This is a genomic window from Alloyangia mangrovi (assembly GCF_002300555.2).
GTDB lineage: Bacteria > Pseudomonadota > Alphaproteobacteria > Rhodobacterales > Rhodobacteraceae > Salipiger > Salipiger mangrovi.
The window spans coordinates 17901-37971 of sequence record NZ_NTHN02000017.1; the positions used below are offsets into that span (position 1 = coordinate 17901).

Below are 20071 nucleotides of genomic sequence, written 5' to 3' on the forward strand. Positions count from 1 at the left end.
ACACTTTATGAACTTCCAACTCCCCAAGGCGGTAATTGCAGGCGCCTTCAGTGCCGTGATGGCGGTCAGTCCCGCAGCCTCAGAGACCTGGCGCATGGCGCTCGATGTTGGGCTCGAAAGCCCTGAAGGCCGCGGCATCCAGCGCTTCGTCGAACTGGTCGACGACTATTCCGATGGCGATCTCACCATCAAGCTGTTCCCCTACGAACAGCTCGGCTCTTCCGATGCCGTGGGCGAACAGCTGGCGGCTGGGCTGATCCAGATGCAGTCCGCCGGCCTGGTCCGGCTGGCGAAATGGGTGCCCGAGGTGGAGTACATCAACGCCCCCTACCTGTTCGAGGACCGCGAGCACTGGGTCCGCTTCATGCACAGCGATCTTGTGGGCGAATGGTTCCAGCGGGTCGAGGACCAGGCAGGCATCTCCGTCCTGGGTGATCCCACGACCTTCCTGCGCGGGCCCTACCGCGTGATCGTCTCCTCCAAGCCGGTCGAAAGCTTCGAGGACCTGCAGGGCCTGCGCCTGCGGATGCACTCGGACGACCTGGCTGTTGCCGCCTGGACGGCCCTGGGCGCCGACGTCCGCGTCATGCCCTGGAGCGACGTCTACCAGGGCCTGCAGCGATCGACCGTCGACGCGGTGAACTCGCCCATCGCCCTGGTCGAAAGCACCCGCTTCCAGGAGGTCGCGCCGCACGTGACCGAACAGGATGAATACTGGCAGAGCGTCGGCTTCATGGTGAACACCCGCGTCCTGGAGGGCCTCTCGCCCGAAACCCGCGACGCGCTGGAACGCGCCTATGCCGATGCCGCCGCCTATGGCACCGAGCAGGTCGAGGCCGCCGCAGCGGAATCGGTCGAGCGGATGAAGGCCGAAGGCGTGAACTTCTACGACATGGACCTCACGCCCTTCGTGGAGACCATGGCAACCTTCTATGACGCGCATTCCGGCGATCTGCCCGATGGCTTCTTCGCCGCCGTCGACGCGACCCGCACCGCGCAGTAAGCGCTGAGCCCTCACAAGACAGCGTTCGGCGGCGCGCCTCACGGGACGCCGCCGAACGCCGCAATTTCCCAAGAGCCGCTCCGCTCGTGACCTACCCCCCTGGAGACAACATGCACCGCATACAAACAAGGCTGTCGGCCGGTCTGGATAGACTGTCCCAGGTCTGCACCGTCCTGATTTGCATCGGCATCACCGTCATGGCCCTGCTCAACGGCGTCAATATCACCTGGCGGGGCCTCTTCGGGACCGACGTCGGAGCGGTTATTCCCTGGACCGTCGTCATCTTCGTCTGGACGGTCTTCCTGGGGTTCTTCCCGCTGACCCACCTGGGCCATGACGTCGTGCTGGAATACTTCCGCACGCGCATGCCCGAGGGTGTGGTGCGCGTTCTGGACGTGCTGGTGGACCTGCTGATCATCGCGGTCTGCGCCGTGATCCTGTGGCAGGCGCCGCGCGCCATCTCGATGCAGGTCGGGCCGATCCCGATGGTCGGGTTTGACCGCTACTGGATGTCCATCCCCCTGTTCCTCTCCTGCGCCCTGATCCTTGTCGACAAGGCCAATAACCTGACGGCACGCCGTCACCCGGAGGTCTGACCCAATGGCATGGATTCTCTTCGGCGGCTTCATCGCCCTCATGATCCTCGGCGTGCCCGCGATCTTCGCCCTGCTCGCCGCCACCCTGGCAGGCGTTCTCTGGGCGGGCTTCGGCGGCATGCTCTTCATCCTGCCCCAGCAGATCCTGGACGGGGTCGAAAGCGACACGCTGCTGGCGATCCCCTTCTTCATCCTGGCCGGCAACCTGATGAACATCACCGGCGTCAGCGATCGCATCTTTGCCTTCGCGGATACGCTGGTCGGTCGTTTCCGGGGCGGGCTGGCACAGGTCAACGTCCTGGCCTCGCTCATCTTCTCGGGCGCGTCGGGCTCTGCCCTGGCCGATATCTCTGGCATGGGCACGATCGAGATCAAGGCCATGCGCAAACGCGGCTACCCGGCGACCTTCGCGGCCGCCCTGACCGTGGCAACCTCGATGCTCGGCCCGATGCTGCCGCCCTCCATCGGCCTGATCGTCTATGCCTACCTGTCGGAAACCTCGGTTGCGCGCCTCTTCATGGCCACCCTGGTTCCCGGGGTCCTGCTGGCGGTCTTCCTGATGATCTACGTGGCCATCGTCTCGCGCCACAACAACTTCCCCAAGCAGGCTCCGGCCAAGCCGCGCGAAGTGGTCAATGCCGGCCTGCACGGCATCGGCGCACTGGTCACCCCCGCCATCATCCTGGGCGGCATCCTCACCGGCTGGGTCACCGCGACCGAGGCCGGCGTCCTGGCCAGCTTCTACGCGCTGTTCCTCGGGCTGGCCTACCGGACGCTGAACCTCAAGGGCCTCTACCGCGCCCTTGTCAGCACCGCCTTCTCCAGCGTCTTCATCCTGATGATCACCGGCGTATCGGCGCTTGTCGGCTGGCTGATCGCGATCGAGCAGCTGCCCCAGGCGGTCGCCGCATTCACCATGCAGTTCGTTGAGAACAAGGCCGCCTTCACCGTGGTCCTGGTCCTCTTCCTGCTCATCATCGGCTGCTTCATCGAAAGCGTCCCGGCCAAGATCATCCTGGTGCCGGTTCTGCTGCCGATCCTGGATCACTTCGCCATCGACCGGATCCAGTTCGGCGTGATGCTCACGCTGGCGCTCTCCATTGGTATCGCGACCCCACCCATGGGGGTCGGGCTATTCATTGCCTCGAAGATCTCCAACGTGCCGGTGGAACGCATCACGATCGCGGTCCTGCCGATGATGATCCCCCTGATCCTGCTGCTGTTCCTGCTCAGCTTCTTCCCGCAGCTTTCCCTCTTCCTCCCGAACCTTCTGCTCGGACAATGAGCTTCCCACGATTATTCCGCAGCACGGCGACGCCAATCCTAATGTCGCCGTGCACGCACTAGTATGGCCAGCCTAGCTGGACTCGACCTTCGAGCATGGTGGCTCGCCAGGCTAGATATCAGTACGTGGATTGCCCGCTTTCGTCTCTGGAGCTTGGATGGCGCACTATTGGCTGCGTCGAGGGAAAGGGCGGCAGAGAAAGCGCCGTCGGGCGTCACTTTTTCGCAATCGGGGAGACCACGAGTTTCAGGGTCCAGTATTGCTTGCGAACTATATCCACAGGTTCGCTTCGGCCGTCGCTCCGACTGCGTGCCTCGCACGAATGCGCACCGCGGGCGCACTTCGCCTAAAGTACAGATACGTTATAGATAGTATAAATAAAGAAAAAAATACTACAATAATGCGCGGCAATCGCGTATCGCGGTGTCAGACGATTGGGGAGAGTCTGACATGCACGAGACGTCTGCCGTGCGCGCGGTCCTTGCGGACTGGGGCACAAGCAAGCTGAGGATGTGGGCCTGGTCCGGGGGAACTGAGATATCCGCCCCTGTGACCGACCCGCGTGGGATGAAGTTCCTTGCGCCCGCCGACTACCCGCAGGTGCTCGCCGAGGGGCTCGAAAAGCTCTCGGTGCCGCCGGGTGTGCCAGTGCTGATCTGCGGCATGGCCGGGGCTGCCGGCGGTTGGCAGGAGGCTGGCTATCTCGAGGCGCCGCTCGGGCTCGCGGAGCTCGGGGCCGGTGCCTGCCGGGTCGATCTGCCAGAGCGGGACGTGCGGATCCTGCCCGGCGTCTCAACGCGGAGCCCTACGCCCGACGTGATGCGTGGCGAGGAAACGCAAATCCTCGGGCTGCGCGGCGGCGCGCAGACCCCGCTGGTCTGCCTGCCCGGCACCCATTCAAAGTGGGTGGCTCTGGACGAAGACAGGCTGACCGGCTTCACCACCTATATGACCGGCGAGCTCTTCGAGGTCGTCTCGCAGCACAGCATTCTGGCCAAGACGCTTGATGAGGCGTGGGATGCCTCCGATTTCCGCACTGCGGTGGACGAGGCGCTGGCCGATCCCGTGCGGGTCTGGCAGGCGTTCTTTGGGCTGCGCGCCTCGGTTGTTCTTGGGGCCGGACAAGCGGCCTCGTCGCGGGCGCGGCTTTCGGGGCTGTTGATCGGCGCCGAGTGTGCCGCGGCGCGGGCGCAACACGGGCCCGGCAAGATCACCCTGATCGCAGGCGGCGCGATGGCGCAAGCCTATGACACGGCCCTGCGGGCCGCAGGGTTCGACGTGCACCTCCGCGACGGCGAAGAGGTGACCCGCAATGGCCTGATCCGGGCCGCGCAAGACATCTGGAGAGACTGACATGAGCATGAGCCCCTGGCCCAGACTGACCCGCAACCTCGTTGCGATCCTGCGCGGTGTGCGCCCCGAAGAGGTTGAGCCCATCGTCGCGGCGCTGATCGAGGCCGGTTTCGAGGCGATTGAAATTCCGCTGAATTCCCCTGATCCTTTCGAGTCCATCGGTCGGGCTGCGCGGATGGCCCCCGAGGGGGTGCTGATCGGTGCCGGGACCGTGTTGACCGCCGCCGACGTGCGCCGCCTGTCAGAGGTTGGCGGGCGGCTGCTGGTCAGCCCCAACGTCGATGCCGAGGTGCTGGATGCGGCCGCCGAGCTGGGTCTTGTGTCGATGCCCGGCGTGCTGACGCCGACCGAGGCCTTTTTGGCGCTGCGCCACGGCGCGTCCGCGCTGAAATTCTTCCCGGCGGCGGTGATCGGCCCGTCGGGCATTGCGGCAATGCGCGCAGTGCTGCCGCCGCAGACCGTCATCGGCGCCGTCGGCGGGGTCGACGAGACCAGCTTCGAGGCCTATCGCACCGCTGGGGTCTCGGCCTTCGGGATGGGCTCGAGCCTCTACAAGCCGGGGATGAGCGCGGCGGATGTGGCCGAGCGCGCGCGGCGCACCGTCGCGGCCTACGATCAGGGGGCCGGGGCATGAGCGAAGCCGTCACCGCGCTGGATCATCCGCGCTGCGAACTGGGGGAGGGGCCGACCTACGATCCGCACACCGATACCGCCTGGTGGTTCGACATCACCGGGCGGGCGCTGCATGAATACAGTTTTTCCCAAGGGCTCTCGCGCGTACATGCGCTGCCCTTCGCCGCGTCGGCGTTGGCGCGGGTCGATGCACGGCGACAGGCGCTGTTCACCGAAACGGGGCTGGTGCTGCGCGATGTCGCCAGCGGCGCGCTCACCCCGCTGCAGGCCATCGAAGCGGACGATCCAGAGACCCGCAGCAACGATGCGCGGGTGCATCCGTGCGGCGCGATGTGGCTGGGTACGATGGGCTGGGATGCGCAGCCTGGTGCAGGCACAATATGGCACTACCGCGCCGGGGTGCTGACCCGGCTGTTCGATGGCATCACCATCACCAACGCGATCTGCTTTTCGCCCGATGGCGCGCTTGGCTATTTCGCCGATACCGCGAAGGGCACGATCTTCCGCGTCCCGCTCGACCGCGCAACCGGCCTGCCGACCGGGGCCCCGCAGATCTGGCGCGACCGTTTCGACGGTGGTCCCGATGGCGCGGTGGTGGACGCAGAGGGCTGCCTCTGGGTGGCGGTCTGGGGCAGCGCATCCGTGGTACGCTACAGCCCGGAAGGGGTGGATGTGGCGCGGATCGGATTGCCGGCGTCGCAGCCGAGCTGCCCGGCCTTCGTTGGGCCGAAGGCCGACCGCCTGCTGATTACCACAGCGGCGCTCGGCTTGGATCGGGGCGGCGAGGCCGACGGGCTGACCCACCTTGCGCCGCTTGCGGTACCCGGCCTTCAGGCGCCCGACCTGATCATCTGAAGCGGATCGCGAACCGGGTCAGGGCCGGGGGTGCACGGTTTCCATGTCGTGCCGCGCGTGCCCAAGCAGCGCCTGCATGGTGGCGCGCGCCTCCTCCGGCTTGCGCATGCGGATCGCCTCGAGCACCCGCCCGTGCATCGCCAATGCCTCCTCGAAGGATTGGCTGGCGCGATTGGTCTTGCGGAAACTGGCCAGCAGCGCGGCGCGGATGGCGATGCCGAACTGCGCGAAGACCCAGTTGCCGCTGGCCTCGATGATTGCCGTGTGAAAGCCGAGGTCGGCCTGACTCCACGCTTCTTCGTCGCGTCCGCCAGAGGTGCGCATGGCCTCGAAATGGCGGGTGATCTCCATCAGGGCGCGGTTGTCTGCGCTGGCGGCGGCTGCTGCGGCGGCGGCGGGTTCCAGCACTTCGCGCGCCTCGATCAACGCGTTGTAGAAGGCAAAATCGTCCGCATGGGCCAGCGCCGAGTCGAGAACCACGGGATCGAGCATGTTCCATTGTTCGCGCGGCATGACAGTGGTGCCAGCGCGGGGCCGGGAGCGGATCAGCCCCTGCGCCACCATGTGCTGCATGGTCTCGCGCAGGGTGGTGCGGCTGACCCCGAAGCGGGCCATGAGTTCGGCCTCGCTCGGCAGGGTGGAGCCTTCTGGAAGATCGCCCGACACCACCGCGTTGACGAATTCCCGCAGGCAATTCGACATCACGCGCCGGCCCTGACGGCCAGCGTCGGCCGAAAGGGTCATGAGGGATGTGCTGGCTGGCTTTGAACCTTCCACGGTCTTTGGCTCCTTCAACTTTTGGGTGCACCGCACTTTAGCGCGGCGCCTTTCGACTGTATACGACAAATGAGGTTAATAAATACTATTTACGGATGGGATACCTACTATTATATCCTGAGACGTGAGGATTCGTTGGGAGGAAACCATGAAATCACTTACCGCCGCGATGGTCGCGGCTTCGCTTGTCGTCGCGGCACCCGTGGCCGCGCAGGATGCGCTCAAGGTCGGTGCGATCTATATGGACGCGCAAGGCTTTTACGCCGGCGTTCGCAAGGGCATCCAAGACGCCGCAAGCGAGGCGCAGCGCGATCTCGAAATCATTGAAACCAATGCGCAGGGTGACGTCAGCAAGGAAAGCTCGTTCATCGACTCGCTGATCTCCGCCGGGGTCGAGGCGATCATCGTCTCGCCGGTTTCGGCAGATGGCTCGTTCCGGGCGATCCGCCGCGCGCATGACGCGGGCATCCCCGTGGTGTGCTACAACACCTGCCTGTCCGAGGCCGATCAGCAGGACTTCGTCTCGGCCTATGCCGTCGGCGATCCGTATGAGTTCGGCGCCAAGCTGGGCGATGCCGCCGCTGACTACTTCATCGAGGCCGGTATCGAAGAGCCCAAGATCGCGGTGCTGAACTGCGAGTTCGTCGAGGTCTGCATCACCCGCCGCGAAGGCTTTGAGGCGGCGCTTGGCGAAAAGGTGCCGGGCTACCAGATCGTGGCCAACCAAGAGGGCGCTATCCTCGACAACGCCGTGTCGGTCGCTTCGACCATGCTGTCGTCGCTGGATGATCTTGATGCGATCTTCGGCGAGGCGGGTGGCGCGACGCTGGGTGCGGCACGGGCGGTGCGCTCGCAGGGCCGGGTTGGCGACGTTGTCGTCTTCGGCGGCGACATGACCACCGAGATCGCCCGCGAGCTCGAAGATTTCGACGTCATCAAGGGCGTTGTCGACATCTCGGGGCAGGGCATGGGCCGGCTCGCCTTTGCCGAGGCCGTCAAGGCCATCGCCGGCGAGACCGATGGCGAGATCCAGGCCCCTGCCGAGATCGCCCTTTATGACACCTCGGAGGGCGGTGCGGCCTGGCTTCAGGCGCATCCCGACGGCATCCCCTGATCTTATGAGCTGCGGGGCCTGCCCCGCGCTGCCGGAGGAATTGGCAGGGGCGCCCCGCGCGGCCCTGCCGGGCGACCCACGCGGTCGCAGAGAGGAGAGCCCATGAAACACCCCATTCCCAAGGACCGTCCGGTCATCGCCAGGCTCGAGGGCTGCACCAAACGCTATCCCGGCGTTCTGGCGCTCGACAGCGCCGACTTCGAGTTGCGCGAAGGACAGGTCCGCGCGCTTCTGGGCAAGAACGGCGCGGGCAAGTCCACGCTGATCCGGCTGCTGACCGGCGCCGAAGAGCCCGACACCGGCACCGTCACCATCGATGACACACCGCTTTCTGCCAGCGGCGCACAACGGGCCGCCGAAGCCTATGGCCACGGCGTGCGGGTGGTCTATCAAGAGCTTAGCCTCGTGCCCGATATGTCTGTGGCCGAGAACCTTTTTCTTGGCCGCTGGCCCGGACGCGGCGGCATGATCGACATGACCGCGCTGCACCAAGAAGCACGGGAGGCGCTCGACAGCCTCGGGCTCGACATTGACCCGGACCAACCCGTCTCGAGCCTTTCTCCCGCCGAGCGCCAGTTGGTTGAGATCGCCCGCGTTTTGCCCGGCAAGCCGCGCATGGTCATCCTTGATGAGCCGACCTCGTCGCTGGCCGATGCCGAGGCGCGCAAGGTGCTGGCCGCGGTCGACCGTATCTCTGCCGCCGGGATCGCCGTGGTCTACGTGAGCCACCGGATGAACGAGATCCGCCAGATCGCCGACAGCGTCACCGTGATGCGCGACGGCCGGATCATCGAGACCGTCGACGTCGAGGGCGCCGACACACAGGAAATCGTCCGCCTGATGCTGGGGGCCAGCGGCAAAGAGCACGCCGCGGTGGTTCCGGCCCAGCCGGGCCCGGAAATCCTGCGCGTCGATGCGCTTTCGGTACACCCCAAGATCGCCGACGTCAGCTTCTCGTTGCGCGCTGGCCAGGTGCTGGGCATCGCCGGGCTGCTTGGCTCGGGCCGGACCGAGATCCTCGAGGCGATCATGGGCGTGCGTCCGGCCTCGGGCGGCAGCGTGAGCGTCGACGGCAAACCGATCTCCGGGCGCCATTTCCGCAAGATGAAGGGCCTTGGGTTCGGCTTCACCCCCGAAAGCCGCAAGGACGCCGGCATTGTGCCGCTGCTGGGGGTCGACGAGAACACCATCGCCACCGACTGGAGCAGCGTAACCCGCAGTGGTGTGCTGCAACCGGGGCTGATCGCCGAGGCGACGCGCCGGGTGATCGAGCGCCTGCACGTCAAGACTGCCCGTACTGACAGCGCCATCTCGACGCTTTCGGGGGGCAACCAGCAAAAGGTTGTCATTGGCCGCTGGGTGCACGCCGGCAGCCGGGTGCTGCTGCTCGACGAGCCGACGCGCGGCGTGGACGTCGAGGCCAAGGCGCAAATCTATCAGATCGTCCGCGAGCTCGCCGCCGAGGGCAAGGCGGTGCTTTTCGTCTCCTCCGAGATCGAGGAGCTGCCGCTGGTCTGCGACCGAGTTCTGGTGCTGCGCGAAGGGCGCATCGCCGAGGAAATGGCGGCCCCGGACATCCATCAGGACGCGATCTTCGCGGCCTGCCTGGCGTCCGACGCGGCCTGACTACCGGAGTTTCCAATATGACCGAAGCCACCACAAACCCGTCCGCAACCGGAGGCCGTTCCCCGATGTCCCGACTTGGCAAGCACATGAACGAGCTCAGCCTCTTTGCGGCGATCGTGCTTCTTTACATCATCTTCGGCCTGACCGCCGATGGGTTCCTGTCGTTCTACAACCAGACCAACATCCTGCGCGACGCGGCCACCATCGGTATCGCCGCATGGGCCGCGACGCTGATCATTATCGCCGGCGACATCGACGTTTCGACCGGTCCGATGGTCGCCTTCATCTCGGTGATCCTGGCCTATCTGATCCAATGGGGCGTGCCGACCGTCGGCGCCTTCGTGCTGGCGATCGTGCTCGGCGGACTGCTTGGCTCCATCGCCGGGGTGCTGCGGGCCTATTTCGACGTGCCGTCCTTCGTGGCGACGCTGGGTCTGTGGTCGGCACTGCGTGGGCTGTCGCTTTACTTCACCGATGCGCTGCCGGTGTCGATCGGCCGCAACGATATTGTCGACATGCTCGACCGTCCGATCTTTGGCCTGCCGCCGGCGGCGATCATTATGATCGTGCTCTTCGCCGTCTTCTGGTTCGTCAGCAAGCGCACCGCCTTTGGCCGCTCGGTTTTTGCGGTGGGTGGCAATGCGCAGGCGGCTTTCCTGTCGGGCATCAACGTGCGCCGCATCCGCGTCACGATTTTCGTGCTGGCGGGCATGATGGCGGCGATTTCGGGCATGCTGCTGCTCGCGCGTCTCGGGTCGGGCAACGCCACTGCCGCCTCGGGGCTCGAGTTCGATGTGATCGCGGCGGTGGTTGTCGGCGGCACCGCGCTTTCGGGCGGGCGGGGCTCGATGCTGGGCACGCTGCTCGGGGTGCTGGTCATCACGCTGATCGGCAACGGTCTGATCCTGCTCGGTATCAACGCTTTCATCCAGGAAGTGGTGCGCGGCATCATCATCGTCGCGGCGGTTCTTGCCAATATCTACGCGATCAAGCGCGGCGCGGCGAAGAAGGGCTGACATGACCATCATCTTGCTTTCCAACGGCGATCTGTCGGCACGGGTTTCCACCCGTGGCGGCAGCATCCTCCGGCTCGACCGGGGCGAGGTGCCGCTCCTGCGGCCTGCGGCGGACGACGCGGCGGCGATCGACAGCGGCTGCTACCCGCTCGTTCCCTTCGGCAACCGCATCCGCGGCAACGGCTTCGACTTCGATGGCCGTCGCTTCACGCTGACCCCGAACACCGAGTGGGACGCCCATTATCTGCACGGGGAGGGTTGGCTCTCGGAGTGGAGCGTAGAGCAGGCCAGCGGCGATGCGGTGGTTCTGGCGCACACCCATGACGGCAGCGCGCTGCCCTACAGCTATCGCGCCGAGCAGAAATTCGCGCTGCGCGACGGCGCCTTCGAGATGCAGCTCTCGGTAACAAACGCGGGCGCGCGCCCGATGCCCTTCGGCCTCGGCTGGCATCCCTATTTCCCGATGACCCCGCAGACCGTGCTGCAAACCCGGAGCGGCCCGATGTGGTCGGAAGAAGAGGGCTGGTTGCCCGGCGCGCCCGGCCCGGTGCCGGCGGATCTCGACTTTTCGCAGCCGGCGCCGCTGCCGCACCGCTGGGTGAACAACGGCTTTGAGAGCTGGTCCGGGCGGGCCGAAATTTGTTGGCCCGAGCGGGGCGCCGCGCTGGAGATCGCCGCCGATCCGCTGTTCGACGCGATGTTCCTGTTCGTGTCAGACACCAGTTTCGATCCAAGCTACAAGCGCGACTTCTTCGCGCTCGAGCCGATGAGCCACCTCGCCGACGGGCACAATATGCCCGACCTCGGCGGTCTGCGGGTGCTGGAGCCCGGCGAGACCCTGAGCGGCGGCGTGGTGCTGACCCCACGGAGCCTGTGAGGACCCGCTATGGCGAAGGCTTATGACTATATCATCGTCGGTGGTGGCTCCGCCGGTCTCGTGACGGCGGCAGGGCTTGTCGACGCCGGGGCCGAGGTGCTGCTGTTGGAACGCGGCGGCGCCCGCACCAATCCGATCATGCATTTCCCGGCGGGCTACATGAAGTTCCTCGCCAAGGACACCTACCTCGCGATGCATCAGACCGAGCCGCAGCCGCTGCTGGACGGGCGCGGGCCGATCGTGCCGCAGGGCAAGGTTCTGGGCGGCGGCAGCGCCGTCAACGCGATGGTCTATATGCGCGGCCAGCCGGGGGACTACGAGGATTGGAACGCGGCGCTGCGCGGTGCTGGCAACAGCGATCCAGGCTGGGGCTGGGACGCGCTGCTGCCGCATTACGTGGCGCAGGAGGACAACGACAGCCTCGGCGGCGCGGCGCATGGCACCTCGGGGCCGCTGAAGGTCTCGCATCTCGGTCACACCAGCGAGATGACCCGCGCCTACATGAAGACGCTGCAGGACATGGGCATTCCCTACACGCCCGATTTCAACGACGGCACGCTGCATGGTGTCGGCCTGATGCAGCATACTCTGGACTGGAAAACGCGGCGACGCTGCTCGGCAGATGACGCTTTCCTCAAACCGCGGCGAGGGGCGGCAAACCTGACGGTCATCACTGGCGCGCTGGTGGATAAGATCGTCTTCGAGGGCAGCCGAGCCGTCGGCGTCGCCTACCGCAGCGGCAGTGCGGCCCAGACCGCGCACGGGCGCGAGGTGCTTCTCGCCGCCGGGGCATATCAGACGCCTAAGCTGCTCATGCTGTCGGGTATCGGCGGCGAGGCAGCGCTGGAGCCACATGGCATCGCCACCCGCATCGCCCTGCCGGGCGTGGGCGAAAACCTGCAGGACCACTACGAATGTCCGGTCGTCGCCACCACCAACGGCGCCTATGGCTATTACGGTCAGGACCGCGGGCTGAAGATGCTCAAGGCAGGGATTCAGTACCTGCTGTTCAAATCCGGTCCGGTGACCACCACCGGTGTTGAGACCTGCGCCTTCCTCGATCCGCGCGGCGACAATGCGCGGCCAACGATCCAGATGTTCTGCGTGCCCACGGTCTACCTCGACCGCGACGTCATGGGCGCGGATCCGGGCCACGGCGTGACCATCAACTCACTGCTGCTGCGGCCCAAATCGCGGGGCCGGGTGCGGCTGCGCTCGGCTGATCCCGATGCCATGCCGGTGGTCGATACGCAGATCTTCGCCGAACAGGAAGACCTCGACCGCACCATCGAAGGGCTGCGTTTTGCCCGCACGATCCTTGACGCCACGCCGATGCGCGAGCTAATCGAGCGCGAGATTTTCCCCGGCGCGGATGTGACCTCGGACGAGGCCCTCGCGACGCATTGCCGACGCACGGTGAAAACCGGCTACCACCCGGTTGGCACCGCCCGCATGGGCCATGACGCCGACCCGATGGCCGTGCTCGATGCCGACCTGCGGGTGCGCGGCACCGAGGGGCTTCGGGTGATCGACGCCTCGCTCATGCCCAACATCGTGTCGGGCAACACAAATGCCGCGGTGATGGCCTCTGCCTCGCGCGCCGTCGAACGCATACTCGCAGCGCCCCAACGGCGGAAAACGGAACCAGCATGAAGATCACCGCTCTCAAGACCTTTATCGTGCCGCCGCGCTGGCTATTTCTGAAGATCGAGACAGACGAGGGTATCTGCGGCTGGGGCGAGCCGGTGGTGGAGGGCAAGGCCCACACCGTCGAGACCTGTGTGCACGAGATGGCCGACTACCTGATTGGCCGCGACCCGGCCTTCATCGAGGATCATTGGCAGGCGCTCTACCGCGGCGGCTTCTATCGCGGTGGCCCGATCCTGATGAGCGCCATCGCCGGCATCGATCAGGCGCTTTGGGACATCAAGGGCAAGGCGCTCGGTCAGCCGGTGCACCAGCTGATGGGCGGGCAGTGCCGCGACAGCATCAAGGTTTATTCGTGGATCGGCGGCGATCGCCCGGCGGATGTCGCGCAGAACGCCAGCGACGCGGTTGCTCGTGGCTTCACCGCGCTGAAAATGAACGGCGCCGAGGAAATGCAGATCGTCGACAGCTACGCCAAGGTTGACGAGATTGTCGCCAATGTCGCCGCCGTGCGCGAGGCGGTCGGCCCGCATGTGGGCATCGGCGTCGACTTTCATGGCAGGGTGCAGCGTCCGATGGCCAAGGTGCTGATCCGCGAGTTGGAACCCTTCCGGCTGATGTTCATCGAAGAGCCGCTGCTGTCGGATCAGCTTGAGAGCATCCCCGAGGTGGTCCGGGGGTCGTCAACCCCGATCGCGCTTGGCGAGCGGCTCTACTCGCGCTGGGATTTCAAGCGGGTGTTCGAGACCCGCTGCGTCGACATCATCCAGCCCGACGTCAGCCATGCCGGTGGCATCACCGAATGCCGCAAGATCGCGACGATGGCCGAGGCTTACGACGTGGCGTTGGCGCCGCATTGCCCGCTGGGGCCGATCGCATTGGCCGCCTGTCTGCAAATCGATGCGGTGAGCCACAATGCCTTCATTCAGGAACAGAGCCTCGGCATCCACTACAATTCGGGCAGCGACATCCTCGATTACCTCGTGGACCCGTCGGTGTTCCGATACCAGGACGGCAGCGTCGCGATCCCGCAGGGGCCGGGGCTGGGTGTGGACATCGACGAGGCCGCGGTGCAGCGTGCCGCCGAGACCGGCCATCGCTGGCGCAATCCTCTGTGGCGACACGCCGACGGCTCGGTCGCGGAATGGTAAGGAGGCCGGAACGATGACAGGCAGGCTCGACGGACGCAGGATCGCCATCACCGGCGCGGCGCAGGGCATCGGTGCGGCGATTGCCGACGCCTGCGCCCGCGAGGGGGCGTCGCTGTATCTTCTGGACCTCGATGCAGAAGGCGTCACGTCGGTCGCGGCGCGGTTGTCGACTGACTACCCTGCGGCGCGGTTCGCCGCAGCAGAGCTGGACATCTCGCGCGGTGCCGATGTGGCGCGGGTGTTTTCGCAAGGTGCGGCGGAGATCGGCAGCTTCGACGGGCTCATCAACAACGCCGGGGTGAATGTCTTCCACGACCCGCTGGAAACCAGTGAGGACGAGTGGCGACGCTGTTTCGGGATCAACCTTGAAGGCGCCTGGAACTCCTGCCGCGCAGTTCTGCCCGGGATGATCGAGGGCGGCGGCGGGGCGATCGTCAACATCGCCTCGACCCATGCCTTCACAATTATTCCGCAGACATTCCCCTACCCGGTGGCGAAACACGCGTTGCTTGGCATGACCAGGTCGCTCGGGCTGGAATACGCAGACAAGGGCGTGCGTGTGAACGCCATCGCGCCAGGCTATGTCGCGACCCAGAAGGTGATCGACTGGTGGAACGATGCTCCCGACCCCGAGGCAGCGCGAGCTGAAACGATGACGCTGCACCCGTCCGGCCGTATCGCCGAACCTTCGGAGATCGCCAGCGCGGCCGTGTTCATGGTGTCGGACGAATGCCCCTTCATGAATGCCACTTGCCTGACGATCGATGGTGGTCTGAGCGTGCGCCAGCATGGGTAACGACATATTATTTTGACGCCGACGACGGAGTGTTTTCTTGTGGTGACGGGATACTAAGGGAAGGGGCTGGTTGCGCAGCGTCTTACGAGTTGCATCCGCAGCACCCAGCAACGCGGCTGACTTTGCGGGGCAGGTCAGAGGAATGGGCATGGACCGCTGCTTCTGTCGCTGGATCGAGGACGAGACGTAGCATTTGGGACCACACTTCAATCACGTGCCATGTTCAATTGAGCCGCGCCTAACAGTTGGTCAGGGTTTCTGCATCGCTGGTCTGGGCGCGGGCGAGATCGCGCGCCGCTACATTGATCAGGTCGGACATCAGCTTTCGCGACTGATCGGCTTGGCGCATGCGGATCGCTTCCAATACAGCGCCGTGTTTTTCGAGCGTCGCGGAAAAGTTCTCCGAGGCTCGGGTCGTCATCCTGAAGCTCATGCGGAGGGCAGAACCTGTGACTGTGCCGAAGTTGGCGAAAATATCGTTCTTCGAGGCGATAAGGATCGCGACATGGAAAGCCTCATCGGCATCGACTTTTTCTTCGAGGTCACCGTCGACACTGGCGCACATCCGGTCGTAGGCCGCCTGTATTCGTCCGAGGTCGGTACCGTCTGCCCGGCGTGCCGCCATTTCGGCCGCGGCCGGCTCTATGACCTGCCGTGCCTCGGTCAGTGACCGGATGAAACCCACATCGGGCGGCAGGGATTCCCGCCAAGCAAGAATGTCGCTGTCTAAGTGGTTCCATTGTTCCTGAGGCAGAACGACGGTGCCGATCCGCGGTCGGCTCTCGATCAGCCCCTTGCCGGCAAGCATCCTGACGCTTTCGCGCAGGGCAGTGCGGCTGACATCCATCTCCAAGCCGAGTTCCGCTTCTGTGGGCAAGCGGCTGCCGGGCGCGAATTCGCCTGAAAGGATGCGACGGGCCAGCGTACTGGTTACGATTTCCCGCTGTCGCGGGGATCCGGGTCGCAGCGCTCTCTGTCGGATGTCAGCCATGTTCACCTTAGCTCTTGTTAAGGCGGTATTCTGCCAGGAAGACCGCGAGTATTAGAAGGGTGCCCTTGGCAAGCATTTGGTAGAAGGTCGGAACTGCCGTCAGAATCATACCGTTGTTCAGAACACCGATGATAGCGACGCCCAAGAGTGCCCCAATTACTGTCCCGCGACCGCCCTGCATGGCGCATCCGCCAAGGAAGGCCGCGGTGATCGCCTCGAGTTCGAGCCCGTCGGAACCTGAGATCGGTTGTCCGGAACCGGTCCGCGCGGCAAGAAGGATGCCACCGACGCCCGCCATGACACCGGATACCACGTAGATGGCCACCCTATAACGCGGAATGTTAAGGCCGGAAAGGCGCGCGACGATCGGATTGCCGCCAATGGCATAGTAGTTCCGTCCGACAATGCTTTTGTGCATGAAGATGTAAAAGCCGATGGCAACTGCGACGAGAATCCACAGCGGCACGGGCAGGCCGATGATCCGCCCCGTTCCAATCCAGCGGAAGGAGTCGTTGAATATCGAGATGGACTGGCCATCGGACAGGATGAAGGCAATGCCGCGGAAGATCGCCATGGTGCCGAGCGTTACAATCACAGCGTTGATGCGCCCATAGGTCACCAAAATCCCATTCATCAGGCCGGCCAGCGCGCCGATCATGACACCGGCTAGGATGCCCATTCCCGCAGCTTCGGTCGACTGAATGGTCATCGCGGTTGCCACCGTGGTCAGGCCAACAATCGAGCCGACTGAGATGTCCAGGCCGCCGGAGACGATGACGCCGGTCTGCGAAATCGCGAGTACCCCGAGGATGGCCACACCCATGCCGATGTTGAGCAGATTCCGAGTGGAGAAGAAAACGTCGCCGCGCAAGATTCCAAAGATCAGCAGTAGCCCGACCAGGGCGACCAGAAGGCTCAGGTTGTGGATGCCGATACGCTCGATCGTTCGGTGCATGGAGAATCCAGCCTTTTCGGAGGTTGCGGTCTGGGCGGTCATGCGCCGGCTCCTTCGTGTTGGAGGGCACCGTCAAAGGATTGCCCGTGGGGAATGGCCGCCTGCATAACGGCTTCCTCGGTTGCTTCACTGCGGTTAAAATGTGCCCGGACCCGTCCGTCGGACATGACGAGCACCCGGTCCGAGAGGCCCAGAAGTTCCGGCATCTCGGAAGAGATGACGATCACGCCGAGACCCTGTTCGTCGGTCAGTTTGCGGATCAGGTCATAAATCTCGGACTTGGCCCCTACGTCGATGCCGCGGGTCGGTTCGTCCAGAATCAGAACCTTGAGGTCGCACGCCAGCCAGCGCGTCAGGACAACTTTCTGCTGATTGCCCCCCGACAGCGAAGTGATCGGCGCGTCGAGCGATGCCGCCTTGAGGCGCATCTGGCTGGAGATGCCGGATATCAGGTTCAAGGCTTTGGATCGGCTGAAGAAGCCGCCGTTTGAGACCTTCTGAGGTACGCAGAGTACCGCGTTTTCGAGGATCGTCTGCATGAGCAGCAGCGCCTCGTCCTTGCGATCCTCCGGCGCGAAACCGATTCCAGCCGTGATCGCGGCTGCCGTATTGCCTGAAGGCAACTCGACGCCGTCGATCAAGACTGTTCCGGACGAGCGACGGTGAAAGCCGAAGATACCCTTGGCCACTTCGGATCGGCCGGCGCCGATCAGGCCGCCGATGCCCAAGACTTCCCCGCGGCGAAGCTCGAAGGACACGTCATGGACGTACTCTGTTGTCATGCCCTGAACCTTAAGCACGACATCGCCGGTGGCGGGATCGCGATGCGGGAACATCTCAGACAGCGGTCGGCCCACCATCATGCGGGTGATCTGCTGTTCCGTCACGCCCTCGGCCGGAAGGTCGTCGACCAAGGTGCCGTCGCGAAGGACCACCACGCGGTCGGCAAGCGCGATAATTTCCGGTAGACGGTGTGAGATATAAATGATGCCGACGCCATCTGCCTTCAGCCGCCGGATGATCTTGAAAAGGCGGCGCGTCTCCTCCTCGGTTAGCGAGGATGTGGGCTCGTCGAAGGCAATCATCCGCCCCCCCGGCTTGTACTGCGCGCATGATTTCGATCATCTGGCGCTGCGCCGGGCCGAGGCCGCTGCACAGCTGCCGCGGATGAAGCTCACTGGCCATGCCAAAGGTCTTCAGAAGCCTGGTCGTTTCGGTTAAGAGCGTCGACCAGTCGAGGAAGTACCGGCCACGGCGGGGCAAGGCACCGGCGAAAATGTTCTCTGCCACGGTGAGATCCGGTACGATCTCAGGTTCCTGGTGGATGACGCGGATCCCGGCGGCATGGGCCTCCTTCGGTTGGGAGAACCGCATTTCCTGCCCGTCAATGTAAATCCTGCCCCGTGTCGGAGCAAAGACACCTTCGAGCAGGCGCATCAGTGTTGATTTTCCTGCCCCGTTTTCGCCGACAAGCGCAAGGACTTGCCCAGCGTGAACGTCGATCGAGATATCTGTCAAGGCGCGGACCGGGCCGAAATGCTTGGTCAGCCCTTCCGTCCTGAGAAATGGCGTGGTCATTGTTTCCTCCCGTCCCTTTGGGTCGGGGCCGGCCAGTCATAACTGCCCGGCCGTGCAGTTCAGTTGCAGAGCTGCGCCTGGTAGCCGCCGAAGTTGTCCATCGTGATGAACTCGGGGTCCGAGAAGGTCTCTTTTGGCAGTTCGGTCCCGTCTTTGATGGCAGCGAGCAGGATGTTCACAGCATCGCGCCCATGGTTGGCGGAGTTGAGCCACATTGTGCCTTTGTAGGCCGACGCGCGACCATTCCCGAAGGCGTCGCAAGCGCGGCTCCCGTCGATCCCGATCCCGATGCCTGCGTCCGCCGGATAGCTGGAGTTCTCCATTGCGCGGGCGGCGCCCAATACGCCGTCGTCGTTGCAGGCGTAGAAGATCCAGTTCTCGTATTGGGGATTGGCCGTCAGGGTCGTGGTCATGACGTCGATCGCGTTGACCATGGTGTTGTCATAGGCCGCGCGGACGATCTGGTCCTCGGTTAGGTCGGAGTTCTCCAAAAGTGCCTTCTCCGCGCCACCGTTGCGCTGCATGCAGGTGTCGGCTTTGCGGTCCTCGATGGATACGATGCCGACGGAGCTTTTGTCCCAGCCCGCGGCCTTGTAGAAGTTGGCCAGTTCCGCTCCTACGCTTTCGCCAATGGCAAATGCGTTCAGGCCGACGTAGGGGACGGGATTACCGTTCTCGTCCTGGATGTCGTCATCGACGGCGACCAGCGGGATTCCCGCTTGCGCCGCGCGGGCCGCTACGACCGGTCCGAGGGCCCGATCAGGCACGACAATGGCGATACCATCGACTCCATCGCCGATCATGGTGTCGAGCGTGGTGATAGCCAGGTCAGCGTTGAACTGGACGTCTTGGCTGACGAATTCGGCACCGCCGGCCTTTGCGGCCTCACTTGCGCCCGCGACCTCGGCAACGAACCAGGGGTGGTCACCCATCTTGTTAATGTAGCCGATTTTCAAATCTTGAGCTTGTGCCGCAAGCGGCAGCAGCAGCGCACCAATGGCGCTTGCGGCAGATGTCAGTTTTTTCATGGTTTCTCCTCCCATTTACCAAGTCAGTCGTGATAGATCGCGGAGCGCCCTCCATCGATCACAATGGTCTCCGCATTGATGAAAGGCGCTTCGTCCGAGGCCAGGAAGACGGCGGTCATGGCCACTTCTTCCGGTTGCCCGATGCGCCGGGGCGGGTGCAGATCCTCAGCCTTGCGACGTTCCGCGACCGGGTCCTCGAAATCGTTCCAGTAGGCCTGTGCGATCTCCGTATCGATGTAGCCGGGCGCGATGGCGTTCACCCGGATTCCTTCGGCGGCGTATTCGACCCCTAGAGACCGGGTCAGCCCGATCAGCCCGTGCTTTGCAACCGGGTACGGGAAGGTGTGTGGAATGATCTTGAAGCCATGCGTGCTGGCGATATTGACGACTGCACCTTCGCGCCGGTCCCGCATGCCTGGAAGCACGGCCTCGATCATGGCCCAGCAGGCTTCCAAATCCAGTGCCATGCAGCGGGCCCATTCATTCCGCGGCATCTCGTGTGGGCGGTGGAAAACATTGGCCCCCGCATTGTTCACTAGAATATCGATACGGCCGAACTTTTCCATTGCAGCTGCGACAGTTGCGTCGATGTCGCCCTGGTTGGTGACATCGCAACGACAGAACAGGCCAGAGAACTCCTCGGCGGTCGCTCGTCCCGTCGCCTCGTTGATGTCCGCGACAATCACTTGGGCGCCTTCATTTGCGAAGGCACGAGCTATCGCAGCGCCAATGCCCTGGCCAGCACCGGTTACGAGAGCGATTTTGTCATGAAGGCGTCCGGGCATACGTC

General features: G+C 64.4%; 19 protein-coding genes and 1 pseudogene. 13 read left to right on the forward strand and 7 right to left on the reverse strand.

The window, feature by feature from the left end; all coding sequences use genetic code 11:
* Nucleotides 1-7: 7 nt before the first annotated feature.
* The 6 genes from CLG85_RS10995 (at nt 8) to CLG85_RS11020 (ending at nt 5725) form a co-directional block, all read left to right on the forward strand.
* Nucleotides 8-1003: a TRAP transporter substrate-binding protein gene (locus CLG85_RS10995; protein ID WP_095881232.1), complete on the forward strand. Its 996-nt coding sequence runs from the start codon at nt 8-10 to the stop codon at nt 1001-1003.
* A gap of 110 nt (nt 1004-1113) precedes the next feature.
* On the forward strand, nt 1114-1599 hold the full coding sequence (locus CLG85_RS11000) for a TRAP transporter small permease (RefSeq protein ID WP_095881233.1): 486 nt from the start codon (nt 1114-1116) through the stop codon (nt 1597-1599).
* A gap of 4 nt (nt 1600-1603) precedes the next feature.
* Nucleotides 1604-2884: a TRAP transporter large permease gene (locus CLG85_RS11005; RefSeq protein ID WP_260348886.1), complete on the forward strand. Its 1281-nt coding sequence runs from the start codon at nt 1604-1606 to the stop codon at nt 2882-2884.
* Nucleotides 2885-3334: 450 nt separating this feature from the next.
* Complete coding sequence (locus tag CLG85_RS11010) at nt 3335-4237, forward strand: 2-dehydro-3-deoxygalactonokinase (RefSeq protein ID WP_095881234.1); 903 nt, start codon at nt 3335-3337, stop codon at nt 4235-4237.
* Between the two features lies 1 nt (nt 4238).
* Nucleotides 4239-4871: a 2-dehydro-3-deoxy-6-phosphogalactonate aldolase gene (locus CLG85_RS11015; RefSeq protein ID WP_095881235.1), complete on the forward strand. Its 633-nt coding sequence runs from the start codon at nt 4239-4241 to the stop codon at nt 4869-4871.
* A complete protein-coding gene (locus tag CLG85_RS11020) occupies nt 4868-5725 on the forward strand; it encodes an SMP-30/gluconolactonase/LRE family protein (protein WP_260348888.1) in 858 nt (285 codons plus the stop codon). Before CLG85_RS11015 ends, CLG85_RS11020 begins: the two co-directional genes overlap by 4 nt.
* Before the next feature lie 18 nt (nt 5726-5743).
* Here CLG85_RS11020 and CLG85_RS11025 read toward each other — a convergent pair whose 3' ends face one another.
* Nucleotides 5744-6469 carry a FadR/GntR family transcriptional regulator gene (locus tag CLG85_RS11025; RefSeq protein ID WP_095881237.1) on the reverse strand — a complete coding sequence of 242 codons (726 nt, stop codon included), beginning with the start codon at nt 6467-6469 and terminating at the stop codon, nt 5744-5746.
* A gap of 181 nt (nt 6470-6650) precedes the next feature.
* On the opposite strand from CLG85_RS11025, the gene CLG85_RS11030 reads away from it, so the two are divergent.
* The 7 genes from CLG85_RS11030 to CLG85_RS11060 all read left to right on the forward strand — a co-directional run bounded on the left by CLG85_RS11030 (nt 6651) and on the right by CLG85_RS11060 (nt 14729).
* Nucleotides 6651-7616: a substrate-binding domain-containing protein gene (locus tag CLG85_RS11030; protein ID WP_095881238.1), complete on the forward strand. Its 966-nt coding sequence runs from the start codon at nt 6651-6653 to the stop codon at nt 7614-7616.
* A gap of 102 nt (nt 7617-7718) precedes the next feature.
* Complete coding sequence (locus CLG85_RS11035) at nt 7719-9242, forward strand: sugar ABC transporter ATP-binding protein (protein WP_095881239.1); 1524 nt, start codon at nt 7719-7721, stop codon at nt 9240-9242.
* A gap of 65 nt (nt 9243-9307) precedes the next feature.
* Entirely contained in the window at nt 9308-10258 is a 951-nt protein-coding gene (locus CLG85_RS11040; RefSeq protein WP_217989707.1) for an ABC transporter permease, read from the forward strand.
* 1 nt (nt 10259) lies between these two features.
* Entirely contained in the window at nt 10260-11135 is an 876-nt protein-coding gene (locus CLG85_RS11045) for an aldose 1-epimerase (protein WP_095881241.1), read from the forward strand.
* 9 nt (nt 11136-11144) lie between these two features.
* The gene (locus CLG85_RS11050) at nt 11145-12788 is read left to right on the forward strand and encodes a GMC family oxidoreductase (protein WP_095881242.1); all 1644 of its coding nucleotides are present in this window, start codon (nt 11145-11147) and stop codon (nt 12786-12788) included.
* Complete coding sequence (gene dgoD, locus CLG85_RS11055; protein ID WP_095881243.1) at nt 12785-13933, forward strand: galactonate dehydratase; 1149 nt, start codon at nt 12785-12787, stop codon at nt 13931-13933. Before CLG85_RS11050 ends, dgoD begins: the two co-directional genes overlap by 4 nt.
* 13 nt (nt 13934-13946) lie before the next feature.
* Entirely contained in the window at nt 13947-14729 is a 783-nt protein-coding gene (locus CLG85_RS11060; protein WP_095881244.1) for an SDR family oxidoreductase, read from the forward strand.
* Nucleotides 14730-14967: 238 nt separating this feature from the next.
* Here CLG85_RS11060 and CLG85_RS11065 read toward each other — a convergent pair whose 3' ends face one another.
* The 6 genes and pseudogenes from CLG85_RS11065 to CLG85_RS11090 all read right to left on the reverse strand — a co-directional run bounded on the left by CLG85_RS11065 (nt 14968) and on the right by CLG85_RS11090 (nt 20066).
* Nucleotides 14968-15720, reverse strand: coding sequence for a FadR/GntR family transcriptional regulator (locus CLG85_RS11065; protein WP_141244461.1), 753 nt, complete (start codon nt 15718-15720; stop codon nt 14968-14970).
* Nucleotides 15721-15727: 7 nt separating this feature from the next.
* Nucleotides 15728-16717: an ABC transporter permease gene (locus tag CLG85_RS11070; protein WP_095881246.1), complete on the reverse strand. Its 990-nt coding sequence runs from the start codon at nt 16715-16717 to the stop codon at nt 15728-15730.
* Nucleotides 16714-17760 (reverse strand): sugar ABC transporter ATP-binding protein, encoded by a 1047-nt coding sequence (locus CLG85_RS11075; RefSeq protein ID WP_260348889.1) that lies wholly within the window; start codon nt 17758-17760, stop codon nt 16714-16716. The genes CLG85_RS11070 and CLG85_RS11075 overlap by 4 nt, the downstream gene beginning before the upstream one ends.
* A 76-nt stretch (nt 17761-17836) precedes the next feature.
* Nucleotides 17837-18253, reverse strand: a pseudogene (locus tag CLG85_RS11080) (ATP-binding cassette domain-containing protein); the annotation flags it as partial.
* 59 nt (nt 18254-18312) lie between these two features.
* Nucleotides 18313-19281, reverse strand: a complete 969-nt coding sequence (locus CLG85_RS11085; RefSeq protein WP_095881248.1) for a substrate-binding domain-containing protein — start codon at nt 19279-19281, stop codon at nt 18313-18315.
* A 23-nt stretch (nt 19282-19304) separates the two neighbouring features.
* Nucleotides 19305-20066 (reverse strand): SDR family oxidoreductase, encoded by a 762-nt coding sequence (locus tag CLG85_RS11090; RefSeq protein ID WP_095881249.1) that lies wholly within the window; start codon nt 20064-20066, stop codon nt 19305-19307.
* Between the last annotated feature and the right edge of the window lie 5 nt (nt 20067-20071).